At 68.0% G+C, this 20709-nt stretch carries 24 protein-coding genes; 15 read left to right on the top strand and 9 right to left on the bottom strand.

What is annotated here, in order from left to right:
- The first annotated feature begins 32 nt into the window (after window positions 1–32).
- Window positions 33–1436 carry a magnesium transporter gene (mgtE, locus tag GGR47_RS07140; protein ID WP_063686601.1) on the top strand — a complete coding sequence of 468 codons (1404 nt, stop codon included), beginning with the start codon at window positions 33–35 and terminating at the stop codon, window positions 1434–1436.
- A 198-nt stretch (window positions 1437–1634) separates the two neighbouring features.
- The gene (locus GGR47_RS07135) at window positions 1635–2036 is read left to right on the top strand and encodes a DUF1489 family protein (protein ID WP_147036323.1); all 402 of its coding nucleotides are present in this window, start codon (window positions 1635–1637) and stop codon (window positions 2034–2036) included.
- Window positions 2037–2186: 150 nt separating this feature from the next.
- On the opposite strand, the gene GGR47_RS07130 is transcribed toward GGR47_RS07135, so the two are convergent.
- Window positions 2187–3080: an iron-containing redox enzyme family protein gene (locus GGR47_RS07130; RefSeq protein WP_183949485.1), complete on the bottom strand. Its 894-nt coding sequence runs from the start codon at window positions 3078–3080 to the stop codon at window positions 2187–2189.
- Between the two features lie 168 nt (window positions 3081–3248).
- On the opposite strand from GGR47_RS07130, the gene GGR47_RS07125 reads away from it, so the two are divergent.
- The 7 genes from GGR47_RS07125 (at window position 3249) to GGR47_RS07100 (ending at window position 7571) form a co-directional block, all read left to right on the top strand.
- Complete coding sequence (locus tag GGR47_RS07125; RefSeq protein ID WP_147036440.1) at window positions 3249–4151, top strand: heme o synthase; 903 nt, start codon at window positions 3249–3251, stop codon at window positions 4149–4151.
- Window positions 4148–4282, top strand: coding sequence for a hypothetical protein (locus GGR47_RS19280; protein ID WP_017980209.1), 135 nt, complete (start codon window positions 4148–4150; stop codon window positions 4280–4282). Before GGR47_RS07125 ends, GGR47_RS19280 begins: the two co-directional genes overlap by 4 nt.
- Complete coding sequence (locus GGR47_RS07120) at window positions 4279–4863, top strand: cytochrome c oxidase assembly protein (RefSeq protein WP_147036441.1); 585 nt, start codon at window positions 4279–4281, stop codon at window positions 4861–4863. The genes GGR47_RS19280 and GGR47_RS07120 overlap by 4 nt, the downstream gene beginning before the upstream one ends.
- A 116-nt stretch (window positions 4864–4979) precedes the next feature.
- On the top strand, window positions 4980–5912 hold the full coding sequence (locus tag GGR47_RS07115) for a cytochrome c oxidase subunit 3 (RefSeq protein WP_017980211.1): 933 nt from the start codon (window positions 4980–4982) through the stop codon (window positions 5910–5912).
- Between the two features lie 19 nt (window positions 5913–5931).
- Window positions 5932–6330 (top strand): DUF983 domain-containing protein, encoded by a 399-nt coding sequence (locus GGR47_RS07110; protein ID WP_147036442.1) that lies wholly within the window; start codon window positions 5932–5934, stop codon window positions 6328–6330.
- On the top strand, window positions 6327–6923 hold the full coding sequence (locus tag GGR47_RS07105; RefSeq protein WP_147036443.1) for an SURF1 family protein: 597 nt from the start codon (window positions 6327–6329) through the stop codon (window positions 6921–6923). Before GGR47_RS07110 ends, GGR47_RS07105 begins: the two co-directional genes overlap by 4 nt.
- Window positions 6924–7139: 216 nt before the next feature.
- Complete coding sequence (locus tag GGR47_RS07100; protein ID WP_147036444.1) at window positions 7140–7571, top strand: hypothetical protein; 432 nt, start codon at window positions 7140–7142, stop codon at window positions 7569–7571.
- Window positions 7572–7616: 45 nt separating this feature from the next.
- On the opposite strand, the gene GGR47_RS07095 is transcribed toward GGR47_RS07100, so the two are convergent.
- Together GGR47_RS07095 and GGR47_RS07090 are read right to left on the bottom strand one after the other, a co-directional pair.
- On the bottom strand, window positions 7617–8108 hold the full coding sequence (locus GGR47_RS07095) for a MarR family winged helix-turn-helix transcriptional regulator (protein WP_017980215.1): 492 nt from the start codon (window positions 8106–8108) through the stop codon (window positions 7617–7619).
- 159 nt (window positions 8109–8267) lie between these two features.
- Window positions 8268–8828, bottom strand: a complete 561-nt coding sequence (locus GGR47_RS07090; RefSeq protein ID WP_147036445.1) for a DUF1993 domain-containing protein — start codon at window positions 8826–8828, stop codon at window positions 8268–8270.
- A 728-nt stretch (window positions 8829–9556) separates the two neighbouring features.
- Here GGR47_RS07090 and thrC point away from each other — a divergent pair.
- From thrC to GGR47_RS07075, 3 genes are all read left to right on the top strand, one after another.
- On the top strand, window positions 9557–10948 hold the full coding sequence (thrC, locus tag GGR47_RS07085; protein WP_147036460.1) for a threonine synthase: 1392 nt from the start codon (window positions 9557–9559) through the stop codon (window positions 10946–10948).
- Window positions 10945–11814, top strand: a complete 870-nt coding sequence (locus GGR47_RS07080; protein ID WP_147036446.1) for a class I SAM-dependent methyltransferase — start codon at window positions 10945–10947, stop codon at window positions 11812–11814. The genes thrC and GGR47_RS07080 overlap by 4 nt, the downstream gene beginning before the upstream one ends.
- 134 nt (window positions 11815–11948) lie before the next feature.
- Entirely contained in the window at window positions 11949–12152 is a 204-nt protein-coding gene (locus tag GGR47_RS07075) for a hypothetical protein (RefSeq protein WP_147036447.1), read from the top strand.
- Window positions 12153–12159: 7 nt separating this feature from the next.
- Here the strand turns inward: GGR47_RS07075 and GGR47_RS07070 are convergent, their stop codons facing one another.
- From GGR47_RS07070 to GGR47_RS07060, 3 genes are read right to left on the bottom strand one after another with little or no spacing between them, the layout of a single operon-like run.
- A complete protein-coding gene (locus GGR47_RS07070; protein ID WP_147036448.1) occupies window positions 12160–12801 on the bottom strand; it encodes a heme exporter protein CcmB in 642 nt (213 codons plus the stop codon).
- Window positions 12801–13355, bottom strand: coding sequence for a heme ABC exporter ATP-binding protein CcmA (gene ccmA / locus GGR47_RS07065; RefSeq protein WP_147036449.1), 555 nt, complete (start codon window positions 13353–13355; stop codon window positions 12801–12803). Before ccmA ends, GGR47_RS07070 begins: the two co-directional genes overlap by 1 nt.
- Window positions 13352–13789 (bottom strand): metallopeptidase family protein, encoded by a 438-nt coding sequence (locus GGR47_RS07060; RefSeq protein ID WP_147036450.1) that lies wholly within the window; start codon window positions 13787–13789, stop codon window positions 13352–13354. Before GGR47_RS07060 ends, ccmA begins: the two co-directional genes overlap by 4 nt.
- Before the next feature lie 35 nt (window positions 13790–13824).
- On the opposite strand from GGR47_RS07060, the gene GGR47_RS07055 reads away from it, so the two are divergent.
- Window positions 13825–14118, top strand: a complete 294-nt coding sequence (locus tag GGR47_RS07055; RefSeq protein WP_017980223.1) for a 4a-hydroxytetrahydrobiopterin dehydratase — start codon at window positions 13825–13827, stop codon at window positions 14116–14118.
- A 137-nt stretch (window positions 14119–14255) separates the two neighbouring features.
- Here the strand turns inward: GGR47_RS07055 and GGR47_RS07050 are convergent, their stop codons facing one another.
- The gene (locus GGR47_RS07050) at window positions 14256–15044 is read right to left on the bottom strand and encodes an SDR family oxidoreductase (protein WP_147036451.1); all 789 of its coding nucleotides are present in this window, start codon (window positions 15042–15044) and stop codon (window positions 14256–14258) included.
- 51 nt (window positions 15045–15095) lie between these two features.
- Here GGR47_RS07050 and GGR47_RS07045 point away from each other — a divergent pair, with 51 nt between their 5' ends.
- Window positions 15096–15848, top strand: coding sequence for an ATP-binding cassette domain-containing protein (locus tag GGR47_RS07045; RefSeq protein WP_147036452.1), 753 nt, complete (start codon window positions 15096–15098; stop codon window positions 15846–15848).
- On the top strand, window positions 15845–17380 hold the full coding sequence (locus GGR47_RS07040; protein WP_147036453.1) for an ABC transporter permease/substrate-binding protein: 1536 nt from the start codon (window positions 15845–15847) through the stop codon (window positions 17378–17380). Before GGR47_RS07045 ends, GGR47_RS07040 begins: the two co-directional genes overlap by 4 nt.
- On the opposite strand, the gene GGR47_RS07035 is transcribed toward GGR47_RS07040, so the two are convergent.
- Entirely contained in the window at window positions 17377–20031 is a 2655-nt protein-coding gene (locus GGR47_RS07035; protein WP_147036454.1) for a TonB-dependent receptor, read from the bottom strand. The genes GGR47_RS07040 and GGR47_RS07035 overlap by 4 nt on opposite strands.
- A 122-nt stretch (window positions 20032–20153) precedes the next feature.
- Window positions 20154–20627, bottom strand: coding sequence for a MarR family winged helix-turn-helix transcriptional regulator (locus GGR47_RS07030; RefSeq protein WP_172436182.1), 474 nt, complete (start codon window positions 20625–20627; stop codon window positions 20154–20156).
- Window positions 20628–20709 lie beyond the last annotated feature (82 nt).

The raw sequence follows: 20709 nt of genomic DNA, 5'->3' as shown, positions 1-20709 counted from the left end.
ACGACACGATTGCAGCACGGACGGAGGCAGCGATGAGCGATACCGAGCTTCCCGAGATGCTGGCCCCCGAACAGGACGAGCTGGACGAGGACGATCGCCTGCGTCCCGAATTCGTCGATGCGGTGCTGGATGCGGTGCGCGCGGGCGACGACGAGGAAGCGCGCGCGCTGGTCGAACCGCTGCACCCGGCCGACATCGCCGACCTGTTCGAACTGACCCCGCATGAGGATCGCGCCGGCCTCGCCCGCGCGCTGAAGGACTTGCTCGACGGCGACGTCTTCGCCGAGATGAACGATTACGTCCGCGAGGACCTGATCGACGCGCTGACCCCGACCGAGGTCGCCGACATCGCGAGCGAGCTCGACACCGACGACGCGGTCGCGATCATCGAGGATCTGGAGGAAGCCGACCAGCGCGCCGTGCTGCGCGCGCTCGACCCCGACGATCGCGCCGCGATCGAAGAGGCGCTGTCCTACCCGGAGGAAACCGCCGGCCGCCTGATGCAGCGCGAGCTGATCGCGGTGCCCGATCACTGGACCGTCGGCGACGTCATCGACTTCCTGCGCCATCACGAAGAGCTGACCACCGACTTCTGGGAAATCTTCGTCGTCGATGCCGGCCACCATCCGGTCGGCACGTGCCAGCTATCGTGGATCCTGCGCACGCCACGCAGCATCGCGATCGGCGACGTGATGAAGCGCGAACAGACGCTGATCCCGGTCGACATGGATCAGGAAGAGGTCGCGCTCCGCTTCCAGAAATACGCCCTCATCAGCGCCGCGGTGGTCGACGCGTCCGACCGGCTCGTCGGCATGATCACCGTCGACGATATCGTCCACATCATCCAGCAGGAGGCGGGCGAGGACGCCCTCCGCCTGTCGGGCGCCGGTGAAGGCGACATCAACGAACCGATCCGCTTCACCGTGCGCACGCGCATCGCGTGGCTGGTGGTGAACCTTGGCGCGACGATGCTGTCGGCATCGGTCGTCGGCCTGTTCCAGGGTGAGATCGCGCGCTTCGCGCTGCTCGCCGCGCTGATGCCGATCGTGTCGGCGCTGGGCGGCAATGCCGGTACGCAGACGCTCGCCGTCGTCGTCCGCGCGCTCGCGACCAACCAGCTCACCAGCTCGAACACGGTGCGCATGCTGGCGCGCGAATTCCAGATCGCGCTGTGCAACGGCGGCGCGCTCGGCCTGGTCGGCGCGGTCGGCAGCTATGTGATCCTCGGCAACCTGCAATTGTCGATCGTGTTCGCGATCGCGATGGTCATCAACTCGATCGTCGCCGGCCTCGTCGGCGTCATCGTGCCGGTGGCGCTCGACAAGGCCAATGTCGATCCGGCGGTGTCGTCGGCGGTGTTCGTGACGACCGCGACCGACGTGATGGGGTTCTTTTCGTTCCTGGGACTGGCGTCGCTCTGGGGGCTGGGCGGGTAATCCTTCTTAGTCCTCCCCCGCCAGGGGGAGGTGGCAGCGCGGCAGCGCTGACGGAGGGGGAGGTCACGGCGAGCGTATCGTATGCCGAAACGCCCCCCTCCACCACGGCCTACGGCCGCGGTCCCCCTCCCCCGCTGCGTGAGGGAGGACTTAGCGCGGCCTTGCGGGCACCACACCCCCCACCCACATCGCGCGGCCATGCTGCATCTCACCAAAGTGGCCTTCGGCGCGACGAGCGTCGATCATCTCGCCGATCGCCTGACGCAGCGCGCCGCGGACGGCCCGGTCTTCCTGACCACGCGCTATCTGCCCAAGCGGCACGAGGAGGTGGCGGGGCAGGGTTCGCTGTTTTGGATCATCAAACACCAGCTCGTCGCGCGCTCGCCGATCCTCGGCTTCGGCGAGGCGGAGGGCGGCCGCGTCGCGATCCATATCGATCCGGCGCTGGTGCTGGTGCAGGCCCGGCCGAAGCGTGCGCATCAGGGCTGGCGTTATCTGGAAGCAGCGGATGCGCCGCTCGATCTAGGCGGAGAGGCGGACGGCCTGTCGCTCATGCCGCCCGCGCTCATCGGACGACTGGCAGAACTCGCGCTGATTTAAGACTCTGCGACTGCCCTAGCCACCCCGTCACCCCGGACTTGGTCCGGGGTCCACTCCGCGGCAAGGGGGATGGTTTGAGCCTCTTGCCACCCCCTTGCGGCCCGGTGGACCCCGGACCAAGTCCGGGGTGACGGTTACGTTACGCGACCTTCACCCCATCAACACCGCGCGATACGCCTCGAAACACCGCTCGCCGCACCTCAACCGGATCAGCGCGCCCTCCGCCATCGCGGTCGCGCGGCGCGGGTCTTCCTCCACCGCCGGGCGGATCGCCTCGCGGTTCCAATCCTCGCTGTGCTTGATGTCGAGCACCGCATGCAGATCGAAATAGCGGCGTTCCTTGTCGGAAAAGCCCAGTCGTCGCAGCCCCTTCGCGGTCGCCGCAGAGCGATCCGGCGCGGTCAACTCGATCACGCCGAGCGCGCCCACCGATTGCCACGCATAGCGGCGGTTGGTCGCCATCGCAGTCATGGCATTGGCCAGCGCCAGGCTCTGCCACAAGGTGTTCTCGATCACCGGGTTCACCGCCAGCGTCTCGACCAAAGCATCGAGCATCGGCCCGTGCATGCCCTTGGCATTGCCCCGGCCCATTTCGTCCCAATAATTGCGCGCCAACTCCAGCTTGGGGAGCGTCGGCAGCTTCACCTGCGTCATCGCGACGAGATCGTCGAACCCCGCCTCACCCGCCGCTTCCTGCTCGAAGAACCAGCGCAGCTGGTCGAGGTTCGCTTCCTGCGCCAGCCACGGAAACAGCGCGTCCTGCTGCCCCGGGCCGCTCGCCTTCAGCGCCTCGAACCAGGCGATGAAGCCCTCGACGTCGGTCGGCGCTGCGGCAGCCTCCTCCGCCACCTCCGCGCGCAGTTCCTCCAGGAAACCGCCTTCCAGCCGCTGCATCCGCACGTCGCGATCCAGCGTGCGCTGCCAGTCGCTAGTCGGGAAGCCCGGCTCCAGTCGCTCGCGGTTCCAATGGGCGAGGCCGCGCTGAAAACTGTCGGTTAGGAATTGCGACACCGGAATACCGGCGTCGATGATACGGGTTGCCACTGCTTCATCCCCTCGAACCTGTGCCGCCGTACGGGCGGCCTAATAGGTCAGGCTAACCGCCTGTTTCAGCTATCGTTCCCGCCATTTCGGGGGTGCTTGACCTGGATCAGCACGATACGTGCGGCGCCCTTCCCCAACCCCCGCGCTATGGGTATAGCCGGGGCGATCATGACCGCCGCGACGCCTCTTTTGCCGCCAGCCGACTGGCGCGATTTCCTCGCGCTCACCAAGCCGCGCGTGATGACGCTCGTCGTGTTCACCGGCCTGTGCGGCATGCTGGCGGCGCCCGTGGGCGTGCATCCGGTGATCGGCTTTACCGCGATCCTGTGCATCGCACTGGGCGCCGGCGCGGCGGGGGCGCTCAACCAATGGTATGAGGCGGACCTCGACGCCAAGATGCGCCGCACGCAGAAGCGGCCGCTGCCCGATGGCCGGATGGACCGTCAGTCGGCGCTGCACTTCGGCGTCGGCCTTGCCGCCTTCTCGGTCATCCTGATGTATTTCGCGGTCAACCTGGCCGCTGCGGCGATCCTGACCGTCTCGATCCTGTTCTACGTGCTGATCTACACCGTCTGGCTGAAGCGCCGGACGCCGCAGAACATCGTGATCGGCGGCGCGGCCGGCGCCTTTCCCCCGCTGATCGGCTGGGCGGCGGCGACGGGGCAGGTCGCGCTGCTCCCCGTTCTGCTGTTCGGCCTCGTCTTCCTGTGGACGCCGCCGCATTTCTGGGCGCTCGCGCTGTTCGTGAAGACCGATTACGCCAACGCCGGCGTGCCGATGCTGCCGGTCGTCGCGGGCGAACGCACGACGCGGCGCCAGATCGGCCTGTACACGATCCCGATGGCGCTCGCCGCGCTGCTGCCCTGGCCGCTCGGCCTGACCGGTGCGATCTACGGCGTGGTCGCCACCGTTACGACGCTGATCTTCGCCGCGCTCGCGCTGATCGTCGCCACGCGCACGACGCAGCCCGACGATAACATGAAGCCCGAAAAGCGCCTGTTCAGCTATTCGATCCTCTACCTCTTCGTGGTGTTCGGCGCATTGGTCGTCGACCGCTGGGTGCTGCCATGATGACTCCCGACGACCAAGACCTGATCCGCGCACGCCAGCAATCGCGGGCACGCGTGATGGCGCTGCTGCTCGGCGCGTTCGTGATCCTCGTCTTCGCCATTGCGATCGTGAAGATCCGCGAGGGCATGTGACCGGGACGGCGACCGATCCCGGCACCCGCCGCCAGCTGCGCACCGCGATGCTGGCGGTGCTCGGCATCTGCGTGATGACCGGCATCGCCTGGGCCAGCGTGCCGCTCTACCGCCTGTTCTGCCAGGTGACCGGCCTCAACGGCACGACGCAGCGCGCGCTCGAGGCGCCCGGCGCGGTCAACAAGCTGATCCGCATCGATTTCGACAGCAACGTCGCCCCCGGCATGAAATGGCGCTTCCGCCCCGAAGCGGGGTCGGAGACGGTGAAGATCGGCGCGCGCGACATGGCGTTCTTCACCGCGACGAACCTCGACACCAAGCCCGTCACTGGCACCGCGACGTTCAACGTCACGCCCAGCCAGGCTGGCAAATATTTCACCAAGATCCAGTGCTTCTGTTTCACGCAGCAGACGCTGAAGCCCGGCGAGACGCAGCGCATGCCGGTCATCTTCTTCGTCGATCCCAAGATCATGGACGACCCCGACGCGTCGGATGTCGAGACGATCACGCTGTCTTACACCTTCTATCCCGCCGATGCCGGCAAGACCCCCGGCCGGGCGCAGACGGCATCGGAATCCTGATCGACGGCCACCGTCCTGCGCCGGGCGCTAAAATCGTCACCGCCACGACCTTGTTCTAGGGGCGTTTGGGCCTTAGGGTCCCGCCCCAAAGAGGATAAGAGAACAGGGACCTGACCATGGCCGGCGCCAAGAATCACGACTATCACATCCTGCCACCCAGCATCTGGCCCCTGTTCGGATCGCTCTCGGCGTTGGTGATGGCGAGCGGCGCGATCATGTGGATGCACGGCGGCCATCTGGCGGCCGACAAGGCCAATGGCGGCGGCTGGATCTTCTTCGCCGGCCTCGCGGGCGTGCTGTTCACGATGTACAGCTGGTGGGCGGACGTAGTGCGCGAGGCGCATCATGGCGACCATACCCCCGTCGTCCAGCTCCACTTCCGCTACGGCATGATCCTGTTCATCGCGTCGGAAGTCATGTTCTTCGTCGGCTGGTTCTGGGCGTTCTTCGATTTCAGCCTGTTCCCGACCGCCATGGCCTTCGTCGACGGCCAGGTAGAGCGCGCGGCCGAAGGCGCAGCGGCGATCGCCGCGCAATGGCCCCCCAAGGGCCTGACCGTCATCAACGCCTTCGAACTGCCGCTGCTCAACACGCTGATCCTGCTGACCAGCGGCACCACCGTCACCTGGGCGCACCATGCGCTGATCCACAACCAGCGCGGCGGCGAGAAGCGTGGCCTGTGGGGCATGCTCGGCGTCGGCGACCGTGACGGCGTGCTGAAGGGCCTGTGGCTGACGGTCGCGCTGGGCGTGCTGTTCAGCAGCATCCAGGCGTATGAATATATGCACGCGCCCTTCCCGTTCAAGGGCATCAACTACGGCGCCGCCTTCTTCATGGCGACCGGCTTCCACGGGTTCCACGTGCTCATCGGCACGATCTTCCTGATCGTCTGCCTGATCCGCGCCTATAAGGGCGACTTCACGCCGCGCCAGCATTTCGGCTTCGAAGCCGCCGCCTGGTACTGGCATTTCGTCGACGTGGTGTGGCTGTTCCTGTTCGTCACCATCTACGTCTGGGGCGGCTGGGGCGCACCGGTTCACGGCGGCTGATAAGTTTGACGGGCGTCGCATGACCGATCCGACGCCCGTATCCTCGCCTGCGATTGCCGAGGTCGCGTTGAAGGGGCTGTGTCCGCGTTGCGGCCGGCCCCTTTTGTTTGCCGGCTGGGTCAAGTTCGCGGATCGCTGTTCGGGCTGCGGCTTGGATTTCACCCGCTTCAACGTCGGGGACGGGCCCGCCGCCTTCCTGACGCTGATCCTAGGCGCATTGGTCGTCGCCGGCGCGATCACGCTCGAGCTGACGCTGCACCCACCGCTGTGGCTGCACATGCTGATCTGGATTCCCGTCACCGCGGCGGGCGTGATCTGGTCGCTCCGCGTCGCCAAGGCCGCGCTGCTCGCCGCCGAATATAGGAACGCCGCGCGCGAAGGCCGCATCGACGAGTCCCGCAGCGACTCCACCCCATGAAGCGCATTCCCCTGATCCCCACTATCGTCGTCGCGCTCGCGGTGGCCGCGATGATCGGCCTCGGCCTCTGGCAGCTGCTCGACCGCGCGCCGAAGAAGGAGGCGTATCTCGCGCAGCTCGCCGCCAACCCAGCCAAGCCGCCCATCGCCTTCCCGCAATTCCCCGACGACCGCCTGCTGTTCCGCCGCGCCTCGGGCCTGTGCGTCCGCGTCACCGGTCAGCGGCTCGCCGGCGCGGGCAAGGCCGGCTTCCGCCTGATCGCGGACTGCGCGACGGGCGCGGAGGGGCCGGGCATGCTCGTCCAGCTCGGCACCACCACCGATCCCGCCTACAAGGGCACCTGGACCGGCGGCCCGGTAACCGGCTTCATCAGCCATGCGCCGGACGCCCGCTCGTTGATCGGCTCGCTGTTCGATCATACGCCGCAGCGGCTGATGATCGTCGCCGATCGCCCCGCCCCCGGCCTCGCCGCCAACGGCCAGCCCGATCTGTCGTCGGTGCCGAACAACCATCTGTCCTACGCCGTCCAGTGGTTCCTCTTCGCCGCCATCGCCGCAACGATCTACGCGCTGGCACTGCGCCGGCGACGGTAGGCGGGTGCCGCCTTGAGCGCGATCCCCATGTCCCTTATCCCATCGACATGACCTGCGCGATCGCCTCGATCCAACATCACCGCGTCATGACGGCGGTGTTCGCGCGTGTGTGGGGATGTCGGAGCGGCTGACCATCCTATCCGTCCCGACACGACCCACCCCGCCCGACCGGCGGGGTTTTTTGTGCCAGTCGGGCCTGACGAAGGAAGGCCAAGCATGATGATATCGACGGACGCGGCCATCGCCCGCATCGCTTTGGGCGTAATCGATCGCACATTACCCAAGCGCGACTGGACGCACGCCGCGCACTTCGCCGCCGCGCTGTGGCTGTATCGCCATCGTCCCGACCTGGCCACGCCGCAGGGCATGCGGACGCTGATCTCGCGCTACAATGACGCGACGCTCACCGCCAACACCGATAGCAGCGGCTACCATCACACCATCACCTGCGCGTCGATGCGGGCCGCGGCGCACTATCTGGAGCGCTACGCGCCGGACGCACCGCTGCATCGCGTGCTCACCGCGCTCATGGCATCGCGGCCAGGCAACCCGGACTGGCTGCTGGATCACTGGCATCGCGATACGCTGTTCAGCGTGGCCGCGCGCCGCGACTGGGTCGAACCCGATCGGCAGCCCCTGCCCTTTTGACGCCGGAACGGGGCGGCGGGCGTGGCGCACCGCCGCCCCACGCCCTCACCCCGCGTGGAAAGCCTTGAACTGCGCCTGCGCGTCGTCGCTCATCAGATTCTGCATCATCGTCCAATAGCCGCTGACGGCCTCTTCACCCGAGGCGGCATAGGCGCGACTCATGTTGGCGTGCAGCCCGCTGAACAGGCGACGCTCCAGATCCTCACCCGCCGGCGTCAGGCGCAGCAGGCGCTGGCGGCGATCCGCCTCGCCCGGGCGCTGTTCGATCAGGCCGTTGTCGATCAGCGCGCCGAGCACCCGGCCCAGCGACTGTTTGGTCACGCCCAAGAGCCCCAGCAACTCGCCCACCGACAGATTGGGTCGCCGTCCGACGAAATACAGGCAGCGATGATGCGCCCGGCCCAGCCCCATGGCGGTCAGTTCGGCATCGGAATGGCGCAGGTGCGATTTGTGCGCAAACAGCAACAGGTCCATCCCCCCACGGATCACGTCGTCGCGCAGAAACTGGGCGGGGGGCGGCTTGATCGGTTCCGGCATAATGCGTGGTTCGTCCCTCGGTTCACGACGAGCTTGTCGTTGCTGTCATGACGACACGGAACGTCAGCATCCTCACCCGAAACTGGCGGATACTGTCCAAAAAAATGCAATCAATTGCTCATTCTGGCAGATTAGGTCTGTGACGGAGTACAAACCTACTCATCCGCGCATCGTGCCGGGGCGCAGATAGGCGAACATGTGCGCGACATAATCTGCCTTGCCCAGCGTCGCGCCCTCGGCCCGCAGGATCGCATAGGCGGTCATGACGTGGAAATAGAACTGCGGGATCGCCCAGTCGCGGGCATATTGCTCGGCGCTGAGATCGAAGATCATGCCCTGCGGCAGCGCATGCGCGATCGCGCGCGCCGGATCGACCGCCGGCATCGCCCCCGCCGCCCCCTCGACCATCGCGATGGTCTCGGCGATCCGCGCCTGCGCGTCGGCCAGCGTCCCCGGCGCCTCGGCCGCGCCGCGTCCCTCGGCGAGCAACGTCTGCACCACATCGGGCAGCGGCGCGTCGCGCAGCCGGGCGACGCCCTCATAGGCCTGCACGCAGGCGAAGCGCACCTGCGTCGCCAGCGGGAACATGTCCGGCGCCAGCCGCGCAATCAGCAGCCCATCCCCACCATCCTCCCGCCCCGCGCCCGCCTTTTCGAGCCACGACGACAGCGCGCGCAGCATCTGGGCATAGGTCGGCAGCAACAGGTCGGGGAGGGTCATGGGATAGCGCCTCGATAACGAACGGGGTGGCCGATCGTCTAATCCGTTCGCCGGGCCGGCGCCAATCGCCCCTTCGATAGTCATGCGCCTCCAGCACCATGACAGTCCGGTGTCACGCCAAGGCGCGGAGGGTTTCGAGACAAGGCAAAGCCAATCACTTACCCACCAGGACGGATCGGCATTCCTTCACGCGAAGACGCGAAGACGCAAAGGAAAGACCGTTCACGCGGAGGCGCGCAGGACGCGGAGGTCTCTCGTGCGCCGCGGCGCACTGTTCTTGTCTCGCTCGGCCGTAGGAAAGCAGCCCACCGACGCGGCAGGCGCACCCCCCTCTGCGTCCTCCGCGCCTCCGCGTGAACAACCCTCTTCTTCTTCGCGTCTTAGCGTCTTCGCGTGAATCACCGACACGAAGCATGGCGATCCGGCGCAGCGAGACTGCAGACCCGTCGACGCCGCGCGGCCCCGCCGCCATCGCCCGTCTGTCCTACACGCCGCCGATCCGCTATGACGGCGGCATGTCCGACCGTCGCTTTGCCGTCCCCGTGCCCTCCCGCACTGGGCCGATGGGCGATTTCGACACTTACGTACCGTCCACTTCGTCCACTTCCGCGCCCGAATCGCCGCGAATCGGCACGCCGCCGCCGCGTTCGCACGCCGATAGCCCAGCCGCACCACGCCCAAGAAAACCCGCCGTTGCCCCGTCGCGCCCGCGCCGCTACCCAGCCGCCATGCGCTACGTCAGCACCCGCGGGGCCGCTCCCGCCCTCGATTTCCGCGACGTCACCCTCGCCGGCTTGGCGTCGGACGGCGGCCTGTACCTGCCCGACGCGTGGCCCAGCTTCACGCGCGAGCAGATCGCGGACCTCGCCGGCCTGTCCTATGTCGATACCGCAGTCGCGGTGATGACGCCCTTCATCGGCGACGCGCTGACGCCGGCCGAGTTGAAAGAGCTCTGTACGCAGGCCTATGGCCGTTTCGCGCATGCCGCGGTCACGCCGCTCGTCCAGCTCGACCACGACCAGTGGCTGCTCGAACTGTTCCACGGCCCGACGCTCGCGTTCAAGGACGTGGCCTTGCAGCTGCTCGGCCTCCTGTTCGAACGCTTCCTCAAGGGCAGCAACGACCATCTGACCATCGTCGGCGCGACCAGCGGCGACACCGGATCGGCGGCGATCGATGCGCTGGCGGGGCGTGCCGGCGTCGATATCTTCATGCTTCACCCGCATGGCCGGGTCAGCGACGTGCAGCGCCGCCAGATGACGACGGTGCTCGCCCCCAACGTCCATAACATCGCGATCGACGGCGACTTCGACACCGCGCAGGCGCTGGTGAAGGCGATGTTCAACGATCCCGGTTTCTCCGGGCGTTTCCATTTGTCCGCGGTCAATTCGATCAACTGGGCGCGGCTGATGGCGCAGGTGGTCTATTATTTCTACGCCGCGGTCCGCCTCGGCGCGCCCGACCGCGCCGTCGCCTTTTCGGTGCCGACCGGCAATTTCGGCGACGTCTTCGCCGGCTATGTCGCGGCGAGGATGGGCCTGCCGGTCGCCAAGCTGATCGTCGCGACCAACGTCAATGACATCCTGCACCGCGCGCTGTCGGCGGGCGATTACAGCAAGGGCATTGTCCAGCAGACGCCGACGCCGTCGATGGACATCCAGGTCAGCTCCAATTTCGAACGCCTGCTGTTCGACCTCGGCGGGCGCGACGGCGCCGCGCTGGCCGACCAGATGCGTGGCTTCGAATCGAGCGGCGCGATGCGGCTCAGCAATGCGCAGCAGACCGGTGCCTCGCTGTTCGCCAGCGCCCGCGTCGACCTGGACGACATGACGCTGGCGATGCGCTGGGCGCACGACGCGGCGGGCCAGATCGTCGACCCGCACACCGCCATTGCCCTCGCCGCCGCACGCGCGCAGGCGGGCGATGCGCCGATGGTGACGCTCGCCACCGCCCACCCCGCCAAGTTCGGCGATGCAGTGGAGCGTGCGACCGGCCAGCGTCCTGCGCTGCCGGCCCGCGTCGGCGACCTGTTCGATCGCGAAGAGCGTTGCGCCCACCTGCCCGGCACGTTCGAGGCGGTGACGGCCTATATCGCCGAGCGGGCGCGCCCCCGCGCATGACGCTCCACACGCTGATCGGCGAACCCTGGGCCGACTATGGCCTGGTCGATTCGGGGAACGGCCGCAAGCTGGAGCGCTACGGCCGCTTCCGCTTCATCCGCCCCGAACCGCAGGCGATGTGGGCGCCCGCGTCGGAGAATTGGAAGGCGCAGGGCGAGTTCCTGCCCGCCAGCGACGAGGACGGCGGCGGTCGCTGGGTCTTTGCCGAACCCGTGCCGCGCGAAGGTTGGCCGCTGAAGTGGAACGAGGTGCGCTTCACCGCGCAGACGACGCCCTTCCGCCACCTGGGCTTCTTCCCCGACATGGCACCGGTGTGGAGCTGGATGCGCGAACAGGTCGCCGACATGGACCAGCCCGAATGCATGAACCTGTTCGGCTATACCGGCGTCGGCACGCTGGCGATGGCGACCGCAGGCGCGAAGATGGTCCATGTCGACGCCTCCAAGAAATCGGTCGAGGCTGCGCGGGCCAATGCGGCCTTGTCGGGGATGAGCGACGCGCCGGTCCGCTGGATCATCGACGATGCGGCGAAATTCGTCGCGCGCGAAGTGCGCCGCAACCGCCGCTACGACGGCATCCTGCTCGATCCGCCCAAATACGGCCGCGGGCCCGAGGGCGAAGTATGGCGGCTGGAGGAAGACCTGCCTCGCCTGCTCGCCGATTGCCGCCGCCTGCTCGATGCCGACAGCCGCTTCCTGTTCCTCACCGTCTACGCGGTGCGTATGTCGGCGCTCGCGCTGCAGGAACTGATGCGCCAGCTGTTCGCCGATCTGCCGGGCAAGGTGGAAGCGGGCGAGCTCGGCGTGCGCGAAGAGGCCCGCGGCCTGACGCTGCCGACCGCGATCTGGGCGCGCTGGAGCCGCTAGCGGCTCGTCTCACCGGCCGAAATGCGTCGCCCCATCGCCATGGTGCGACGCAGCAAGAAAACGTAACGGAACGCTCGTCGATCAGAAGACTTGATGTGCCTATATCTCAGCTTCGGCAGACAGAGAGGCTTATCATGCAGCTTGACGACGATATCGCCAAGACCAACACCGACGACAGCCCTCCCAATCCGCTGTGGGGCAGACTAGCGCTGCTGATGTTCGGCCTGACGGTACTGGCATTTCTGACCGCGATCGACCGTCCCGAATGGTTTCACTTGAAACCGGCAACCGGAACTGCGGCCGCGATGGTCTATGCATCGGACAACACCCAGGGCTGATCTTCCCCTAGTCCATCCCTGCTCGGATCGCCGCGGCGGCGATCCAGGGGGCGCCCGCCGTCAGCAACAGGCTGACCGCGCCCAGCAGCTTCAGCGCCCCCACCCCAGAGTCGAGCGATCCCGCGCCGAAGATCAGCAGCGGGATCGCGAGCGGCAGCATGACGAGGCCTGCGACGCCACCCCCTCCGCGCAGGCCCGTCACCAACGCCGATGTCGCGACCGCCAGAGCGGCGAGGCCCGGCGTTCCCACCAGCAACCCCGCCTCGACACGCAGAAGTGTCGCCGCCGGCAGATCGAACAGACCGGCCGCGATCACCGCCGCCAGCATCAACGGCGGCGCGAAGCCCAGCCAGTGCGCGACCGTCTTGGCGAAGGCGACCAGCGCCAGCGGCATGCCCCGCACCGCATATTGATCGATCACCCCCGCCTCGACATCGGGCGCGACCAGCCGCTCGACCGGCAGCAGCGCCGCGAGCAGTGCCGCCGCCCAGATCACGCCGCCGCCGATCCGCCCGATCAGCGCCGCATCCGGCCCGACCGCAAAGGGAAACAGCGTTGCGACGAGCAGGAAGAAGGCGACCGGCCACAGCAACCCGCCGCCCGTCCACGCCCGCCGCAGGTCGCGCAGGATGATCGCAGACACACGCATCAGCCGAGCGCCAGCATCTGCGCGCCCGGCAGCGCCAGCGGCAGATGCGTCGCCACCACCGCAATGCCGCCCTTCGCGCGATGGTCCGCGACCGCCGCCTCCAGCAACGCGACCCCCGCCGCGTCCAGCCCGTTCGCCGGCTCATCGAGCAGCCAGATCGGCGCCTCGGTTCCGATGACCCGCGCCAATCCCGCGCGGCGCCGCTGCCCGGTCGACAGCAGCCGCACCGGCACCGCCGCCGCCTCGGCCAGCCCGACCGCCGCCAGAGCCGCCTCCGTCCGCGCGCCGATCCAATAGCGCAGCGCCAGCGCCAGCGGGCGCTCCGGGTCCAGCGCATGCATCTCGCTCAGCAGGGCGACGTCGCCCTCGCGCGTCACCGCGCCCTCGACGGGCCGCAGCAGGCCGGCAGCGATGCGGATCAGGCTCGACTTGCCGACGCCATTGGGTCCGGTGACACACAAGGCCCCGCCCGCCGCCAGCGCAAAGCCGATCCCCGCGAACAGCATTCGGCCGCCGCGTTGACAGCCAACATCCTCGAACCGGAGGACGCTCAATCCGCGGCCGCCTCTTCCAGCGCATGCATGTCGTCGTCGGACAGGCCGAAATGATGGCCGATCTCATGGATTGTCACATGGCGGACGAGATCGTCGAGCCGCACGCCCGTCTCCACCCATTCCGCCAGGATCGCCTGCCGATACAGATGGATACGATCGGGGAGCGCCCCCGATTCCATCGCCGATTTCTCGCCGATCGGTCGGCCGTGATACAGGCCGGTCAGATCGAGCGGGTGGTCGAGGCCGAGCGCGGCGAGCGTCTCGCCATCCGCCTCTTCCTCGACGATCAGGACGACATCGCCCAGATGCTGCGCGAACGCCGCGGGCAGCCGCGCGATCGTGTCGCGGGCGATACCGTCGATCGCGTCGGCGTCCGGCGCCGGGCCAAAAGCATCTTGCTTATAAGATTCTTGCAGCGCCATGATAACGGCCATACCCCGGCGCCACGCCCTCCAGCAAGGAAGACCGGATGATCGAGGCTCTCAGCGAAACCGACCGCGCCGATGCGCTCGATGGCCTGCCCGAATGGGATTATGACGAGGCTCGCGACGCGATCACCCGCAGCCTGGTGTTCGCCGATTTCGTCGAGGCGTTCGGCTTCATGACGCAGGTCGCGCTGATGGCGGAAAAGGCGAACCACCATCCGGAATGGAAGAACGTCTACAACCGCGTCGAAATCCTGCTGACCACCCATGACGCCGGCGGCCTCAGCCACCGCGACATCGACATGGCCGAGGCGATCGACGCGATCGTCGACGAATAGCCGCAACGCATTTCCTACCCTCCGTCACCCCGGCCGAAGAGCCGGGGCCCCGCTTCTTCGACGCCGCCGCATAGAAAGCGGGACCCCGGGTCAAGCCCGGGGTGACGGAGAGGATGCGCAGCGCGCCACCGCAACCATCAGCGCATCGCCCGCCGCATCCGCTTGCGCAGCGATCCCGGCATCCAGCGCGCGGCGAAGCGCATCCGCTCCGCGGTCTTGCCGACATAGGTGTGGACCGCGTCGCCATGTACCGCCTTCCACGCGGCCTCCGCGACCACGTCGACCGGCGTCAGCTCCAGTCCCGCGCCAGTCACGCTCTCACGGATGGTGCGGTTGCTGCCCGAGGATACGCCGTTCAGCAGCGGCGTTTCGATGAAGCTCGGCAGCAGGCAACGCACCTTGATACCCTCCGCCGACCATTCGCCATCCAGCGCCTCGCTCAATCCCCGCACTCCGAACTTGGTGGCTGAATAGGTCGCGAGCCCCGACGAGCCATAGATGCCCGACGCCGACGAGGTGTTGAGCAGCACCGACCCCGGCGTCCGTGCCAGATACGCATGGCCGATCCGCGCGCCATTCAGCACGCCGGTGAAGTTGATCGCGACCGTCCGGTCGATCTCGTCGAAGCTCGCGGTTGCGATCGGCCCGCCCGTGCCGATGCCGGCATTGTTGAACAAGACGTCGAGCCGCCCACCGCTGACGCGCGTGAAGCCGTCGAGGCTTGCTGTCCACGCATCGCGATCGCGTACGTCCATCACATAGCTCTGGTGCCCCTCGCCCGGCAGCGCCGCCAGCGTCTCGGCAAGGCCGCCCGAATTGACGTCGGCCACGCCGACCAGCCAGCCGCGGCTCGCGAACAGCCGCCCGATCGCGCGGCCGATACCCGATCCGCCACCGGTGATGAAGATCGCCTTCCGCTCGCCCATCTCGCTCTCCCTATTGGACTTTGCATCAGGCATCCCGCATCGTCGACCCCGATGCCAGCAGAATCGCTCCGCTTCGATGCCGTGACCAAGAGGTTCGACGACACGGTCGCGGTCGATGGCGTTTCAGCGACGATCCCCGCGGGTCAGTTTGTCGCGCTCGTCGGCGCTTCCGGCTCCGGCAAATCGACCTTGCTCAAGACCGTCAACCGTCTGGTCGTGCCGAGCGACGGCCGCGTCCTGATCGACGATGCCGACGTCGCCAGCCGCCCCGCGCCGGCGCTGCGACGGAGCATCGGCTATGTCTTCCAGTCGATCGGCCTGTTCCCGCACATGACCGTCGCAGAGAATATCGCGATCGGCCCGCGCATCGCCGGCGGGCCGCCCGTCGACGTGCCCGCGCTGCTCGACCTCGTCGCCTTGCCGCGCGAACTCGCCGGCCGCAGGCCCGACGCACTGTCGGGTGGGCAGCGCCAGCGTGTGGCGATCGCCCGGGCGCTCGCGCCGGGTGCCAAATTGCTGCTGCTCGACGAAGCGTTCGGTGCGCTCGACCCGGTGACGCGCGATGCATTGGGGCAGGAGATCCGCGCGCTGCACGATCGCCTCGGCCTCACCACGATCCTCGTCACGCACGACATGGCCGAAGCCTTGCTGCTCGCCGACCGCGTGCTGGTGATGCAGGCGGGCAGGCTCGTCGCGGACGCCACCCCCGCACAGCTGCTGCGCGGCGAAGGCGGCGAGACCGCGCAGGCGCTGGTCGCGGTGCCGCGCGATCAGGCCGAACGGCTGCGCGAGATGGCACGATGAACGCCCTTCTCGCCGCGCTCGGCCGCGTGCCGCCCCTGCTCGCCCAGCACGTCCTGCTGTCGGCAGCGGCGCTGGCGCTCGGCATCGCGATTAGCCTGCCGCTCGCCATCCTCGCCGCGCGCCGTCCACGGATCGGCACCGCGATCCTTGGGATTGCCAGCCTGATCCAGACGATCCCGGCGCTCGCCCTCCTCGCCTTGTTCTACCCATTGCTGCTGTGGCTGTCGGGGCTGGTGGGGGGCGGTATCCCGGCGCTCGGCTTCCTGCCGTCGCTGATCGCGCTGACGCTCTATGCGTTGCTGCCGATCATCCGCAACGGCGTCGCCGGGCTCGTCGGCATCGACCCCGCCGTCACCCAGGCGGCGGATGCGGTCGGCATGACGCCCGCGCAAAAGCTGCGCCTGGTCGAGGCACCGCTTGCGCTGCCGGTGCTGGTCGCGGGCATCCGCACCGCCGCGGTGTGGACGATCGGCGCGGCGACGCTCTCCACGACGGTCGGCCAGCCCAGCCTCGGCGACATGATCTTCGCGGGCCTTCAGACGCAGAATTGGGCGCTGGTGCTGGCGGGCTGCATCGCCGCCGCCGGGCTGGCGCTCGTCACCGACGCGCTCATCGGCCTGATCGAGCGCGGCATCGCGCACCGCAGCCGGCCACTGTGGATCGGCGCGCTGATCGCGCTCGTCGCCGGCCTCGCGCTCGCCACCGCGCCGCTGTGGCAACGCAACGACACGAAGGTCGTGACGATCGGGGCCAAGAACTTCTCCGAACAATATATTCTCGCCCGGCTGATCGGCGATCGGTTGACCCGCGCCGGCTATAGCGTCCGCTATCGCGACGGCCTCGGCTCGGCGGTGGTCTATGGCGCGCTCGCCGGCAACGATGTCGACGTCTACGTCGATTATGCCGGCACGCTGTGGAACGGCCAGATGCACCGCAGCGACGTGCCGGATCGCCGCGCGATGGTCGCCGCGATCGGTCGCTGGGCACAGGCCAGCAGCGGCGTACGCCTGGTCGGCCCCTTGGGCTTCGAAAACGCTTATGCCTTCGCGATGCGGGGAGCGGACGCCAAGGCGCGGGCGATCACCAGCCTGACCGACCTCGTCGCCGCCGCGCCCTCGCTCAAGCTTGGCAGCGACCTCGAATTCCTCGAACGGCCCGAATGGGCGGCGGTGCGCCGCGCCTATCCGTTGCGCTTCGCGGCGGCCAAGTCCTACGCACCAACCTTCATGTACCGCGCGCTTGCCAGCGGCGAGGCGGACGTCATTTCCGCCTTCTCTTCGGACGGCCGGATCGCCGCGGACGGGCTGACCGTCCTCACCGACCCGAAGCACGCCATCCCCAGCTACGACGCGCTGCTGCTCGTCGCCCCGCGCCGCGCGAAGGACGCCGCGTTCGTCGCGGCACTCCAGCCGCTGGTCGGCCGCATCCCGGTGACCGCGATGCGCGAGGCGAACTATCGCGTCGACCGGGACGCCGACAAGCAGACCCCCGACCAGGCGGCGGCCTGGCTCGCCCGCCGGCTGGGCCTTTAGAAGAACAGCTTGCGTAACGACAGCCGTACCGTCCGCCCGATCGGGTCCTGATAATCCGGCTGGTAGCTGATCGGCGTCACGCCGGTCGCATCAGTCACACGCTGGCGACTGTTGAAGATGTTGCTGACCGAGAAGGTGACGCGCGTACCGCGGATCCACGGATGCGCCTTCACCAGACTGAGTTGCTGCCCCAGATCGGCAAAGATGCGCAGATCCGCGGTCGCGAGGCCCGAGAAGTTGAGCGTCTGCGGGTTCGCCGCAGTGCCGCCGTTCACCCGCGTGCCGGTGGCGTAATTGGCCGACAGGCGCACGCCGATGCCGTTGTTGGAATAGCCGGCCTGCCCCTGGAATTCGTGGCGCGGCTGGCCACCGTTCGACCCCAGCGTATCGCCTTTGAGCAGGTCGAGCACCGGTCCGCCGTTGGCGATCGTCCGCCGTTCGACCAGATGCCAGGTGTGATAGAAGGCGAATTGGACGCGACCACCACCGGCGCCGCCACGTCCCCCGAACCCGCCACCGCCGAAGCCGCGCCCGCCGCCGCCCGGACCACCGAAGCCACCCCGCGGCCGGTCGCCCCCATCGGCTTGCTGGTTCGGGCGCGCTCCGGAACCGTCACCCGCCTGCCCGCTGGTCCCCTGCGTCGCAGCCTGATCGCCGCCCGCCGGTGGGGCACCTGCGCCCCCACCCGAACCGGCGCCGTCACCGCCGCCGCCCCGTCGCCGTCCGTCCGCACCCGGGAAACGCAGGCCGGCGAACGGATTGGGTCCGGTGCCGGCGCGGAACGCCTCGATCTGCTTCTGGATCTTCGACTTGATTGGCTTGGAGAAATTGATCCCCCAGCGGAATTCCGAGCTTTCGGATCGGGCGAAGTTGATCGGCCGCGTGTCGAGCCGGGTCAGTTCGCCGTCCGCATCACGGGTGAAGCGATCGGGGAAGGCCGCCTCGATCACCGCGGTCGGCGACGGGAAGCCCTGGATCGGGTTGCGCGTATCCTGCTTCGTATAATTGCCGATGATCGTCAGGTCGGTCTGGTCGAGCGGCCTGAGCGTCACGCCGAGCTTCGTCACCCGCCGGCTGCTGTCGCGCAAGCCCGGGTTGCCGCCGCTGATCGTCGTCACCGTCACCGTCTGGCCCTGCACATAGTCGAAGACGCGCACGTTCGGCGTCACGACCGTCGGGTTGCCCAGCTGCTGCGCGGTCGGCGCGACATCCTGCTGGTTGATCGACCCGATGACGCGGATCGCGTTGATCGGCGCCCAGTTCACGCCATAGCCATAGGCGGTCAGCGTGCCGAAGTCGGACAGCTGATTGACCGCCGCATTGCCGTTGATCGACAGATTGCCGAGGAACGGCAGCACGGCGCGCGATTTGCTGGCGATCGGCAGGTCGATGTTGACGCGCGCGTTCGCCTGATCGCGCGACACCCGGCCGCCGCTGACTAGGCCTGCGCGCAGCGAGTTGCTGGTGAACTGGCTGGTCTGTGCGCCGACGCGCACCGCCGTCGTCACGTCGCCCGCAGGGAGCGTGAACAACGGCCCGTTGACCAGCGCCTCCAGATCGCCGGCATTGGACACCGAATGCGCGCGGTTGGTGCCGCGGCCGGCGACCGTGTCACCGATCGTGCGCGTATCGGCGCGGTCGAACGATCCCGTCACCGTCCACAGCCAGCGCGGGCTCAGCCGCCCGTTGAAGCTGGTGCCGAGGTGCCCGGTGACGCCGTTGGTCTGCTGGCGCAGCGGATCGCCGCTGACCGGCGTACCTGTGCCGTCGAGCGGCAGTCCGAACTGGCCGGTGCTCTGCGTCGCCGCGATCTCGCCGTTGATCGAGGCGTTGATGTCCTCGCCGATCGTCTTGGCATAGGTCGCGTTGGTGCCGAAGCTGCGGCTGAACGGCACCAATGTGCGATACGGCCGCTGGTCGAAATTGTTGGTCTGGCCTTCGGTCGACGCGGCGGTGATGTCGCGTTCCGATTCGGTCAGCGCCGACGTCTGCTGATATTTGCTGTGAATGTTCAGCCGCGCGCCCTGGCGGATGGTCAGCAGGTCCAGCTCGCCCTGCGGCGTGTTGCTGCCGCCTTCGGTCGCGCCCTTGTCGGCCAGCTCGACCGTCGTCGCGCGGAAGCGGCGGCGCAGCACGAAATTCACCACCTTCTGATCGGCGGTATAGCCGTATTTCAGCGCGACCTCTTCGGGCAGGATATCGACGCGCAGGATCGCCTCCGTCGGGATGTCGCGGATTTCCTGGAAGCCCGAAATGCGATGCCCGTCGAGCAGCACCACCGGCGGTCCGCCCGCGCCGCTCTGCGTCTGCGGCCCCAGTTCGGTGAGCAGATCGGACACGCTGCTGACGCCATAACTGCGCACGTCGGCGGGGCTCAGCGTCTGTTCGGCGGGAATGTCGCCGACGACGGAGCCCACCGGCTTGCGGCCGGTGACGACGATATCGCCCTCTTCGCTGTCCTCTTCCGCCGGGGCGGCGGGTGCTGCCGCCGGGGTCGTGGGCGCGGCCTGGACCGTCGCTGCCGCGGGGGCAGGCGTCGTCGGATTTGGCGTCGGAGCGGGCGCGGGGGCCTGCGCGGGCGCCGGCACCTCTTGCGCCAGCGCCATCGCCGGCCAGCTTGCCGCCACCATCATCGCCGCAACGATCCGCATGATTTGCTTGTCCCTCTTACCCGCCGCCGTCCCTGTGGCGACCGGCCGGCGCGTAAACGCCAATTGTCGCACGAATGTGCCAGAGCGGTGTCCGTGATGTGGGAACGCGCTGCAAGATGCGATCAGGTGTCGAGCGCCAGCGTCACCGCCTCGACCCGGCGCAGCATCTCCATGAACCGCGCGACGTCGTCGGCGGGGAATTGCGAAAAGATGCGGCTTTCCAGGTCCAGCGCCTTGGGTGCCACCACCGCATACAGGTCGCGCCCGGCATCGGTCAGGTCGAGCAGGTGCGACCGCCGGTCTTCCGGATTGCCGCGCCGGTCGAGCAATCCCCGGTCGACCAGCGCGATCGCCGCGCGGCTGACCGTCACCTTGTCCATCCGCGTGGCCCGGCCGATCGCCTGCTGTGTGATGCCGCCTGTTTCCGCGATCACCGCGATCAGCCGCCATTCCGGAATCGTCAGCCCGAACAACGCCTCATAGGTCCGCGCAATCGAATCGCTGACCAGGTTGGACGTCACCGACAGCCGGTACGGAATAAAATCGGCCAAAACCAACGATGGCGCGGGCGATGAGGCTGGGCATGGGTCGGCCATGCCGCATTCGTATCAGTTGACACCAGTTTGGCAATGTCGCAGGGTTTGGTAACGGATGATACCATCTCGGAAGGCCAGACTG

It is taken from the genome of Sphingomonas aquatilis (genome assembly GCF_014196115.1).
GTDB classification, from domain to species: domain Bacteria; phylum Pseudomonadota; class Alphaproteobacteria; order Sphingomonadales; family Sphingomonadaceae; genus Sphingomonas; species Sphingomonas aquatilis.
Note: the sequence above shows the minus strand (reverse complement) of the source record. Positions and strands in the feature narration are given on the sequence as shown.

Bases quoted from the DNA above. Each gene is read 5' to 3' on its own strand.
- mgtE (WP_063686601.1), top strand. From the start codon at position 33: ATGAGCGATACCGAGCTTCCCGAGATGCTGGCCCCCGAACAGGACGAG.
- GGR47_RS07135 (WP_147036323.1), top strand. From the start codon at position 1,635: ATGCTGCATCTCACCAAAGTGGCCTTCGGCGCGACGAGCGTCGATCAT.
- GGR47_RS07125 (WP_147036440.1), top strand. From the start codon at position 3,249: ATGACCGCCGCGACGCCTCTTTTGCCGCCAGCCGACTGGCGCGATTTC.
- GGR47_RS19280 (WP_017980209.1), top strand. From the start codon at position 4,148: ATGATGACTCCCGACGACCAAGACCTGATCCGCGCACGCCAGCAATCG.
- GGR47_RS07115 (WP_017980211.1), top strand. From the start codon at position 4,980: ATGGCCGGCGCCAAGAATCACGACTATCACATCCTGCCACCCAGCATC.
- GGR47_RS07110 (WP_147036442.1), top strand. From the start codon at position 5,932: ATGACCGATCCGACGCCCGTATCCTCGCCTGCGATTGCCGAGGTCGCG.
- GGR47_RS07105 (WP_147036443.1), top strand. From the start codon at position 6,327: ATGAAGCGCATTCCCCTGATCCCCACTATCGTCGTCGCGCTCGCGGTG.
- GGR47_RS07100 (WP_147036444.1), top strand. From the start codon at position 7,140: ATGATGATATCGACGGACGCGGCCATCGCCCGCATCGCTTTGGGCGTA.
- GGR47_RS07095 (WP_017980215.1), bottom strand. From the start codon at position 8,108: ATGCCGGAACCGATCAAGCCGCCCCCCGCCCAGTTTCTGCGCGACGAC.
- GGR47_RS07090 (WP_147036445.1), bottom strand. From the start codon at position 8,828: ATGACCCTCCCCGACCTGTTGCTGCCGACCTATGCCCAGATGCTGCGC.
- thrC (WP_147036460.1), top strand. From the start codon at position 9,557: ATGCGCTACGTCAGCACCCGCGGGGCCGCTCCCGCCCTCGATTTCCGC.
- GGR47_RS07080 (WP_147036446.1), top strand. From the start codon at position 10,945: ATGACGCTCCACACGCTGATCGGCGAACCCTGGGCCGACTATGGCCTG.
- GGR47_RS07075 (WP_147036447.1), top strand. From the start codon at position 11,949: ATGCAGCTTGACGACGATATCGCCAAGACCAACACCGACGACAGCCCT.
- GGR47_RS07070 (WP_147036448.1), bottom strand. From the start codon at position 12,801: ATGCGTGTGTCTGCGATCATCCTGCGCGACCTGCGGCGGGCGTGGACG.
- GGR47_RS07060 (WP_147036450.1), bottom strand. From the start codon at position 13,789: ATGGCCGTTATCATGGCGCTGCAAGAATCTTATAAGCAAGATGCTTTT.
- GGR47_RS07055 (WP_017980223.1), top strand. From the start codon at position 13,825: ATGATCGAGGCTCTCAGCGAAACCGACCGCGCCGATGCGCTCGATGGC.
- GGR47_RS07050 (WP_147036451.1), bottom strand. From the start codon at position 15,044: ATGGGCGAGCGGAAGGCGATCTTCATCACCGGTGGCGGATCGGGTATC.
- GGR47_RS07045 (WP_147036452.1), top strand. From the start codon at position 15,096: ATGCCAGCAGAATCGCTCCGCTTCGATGCCGTGACCAAGAGGTTCGAC.
- GGR47_RS07040 (WP_147036453.1), top strand. From the start codon at position 15,845: ATGAACGCCCTTCTCGCCGCGCTCGGCCGCGTGCCGCCCCTGCTCGCC.
- GGR47_RS07035 (WP_147036454.1), bottom strand. From the start codon at position 20,031: ATGCGGATCGTTGCGGCGATGATGGTGGCGGCAAGCTGGCCGGCGATG.
- GGR47_RS07030 (WP_172436182.1), bottom strand. From the start codon at position 20,627: ATGGCCGACCCATGCCCAGCCTCATCGCCCGCGCCATCGTTGGTTTTG.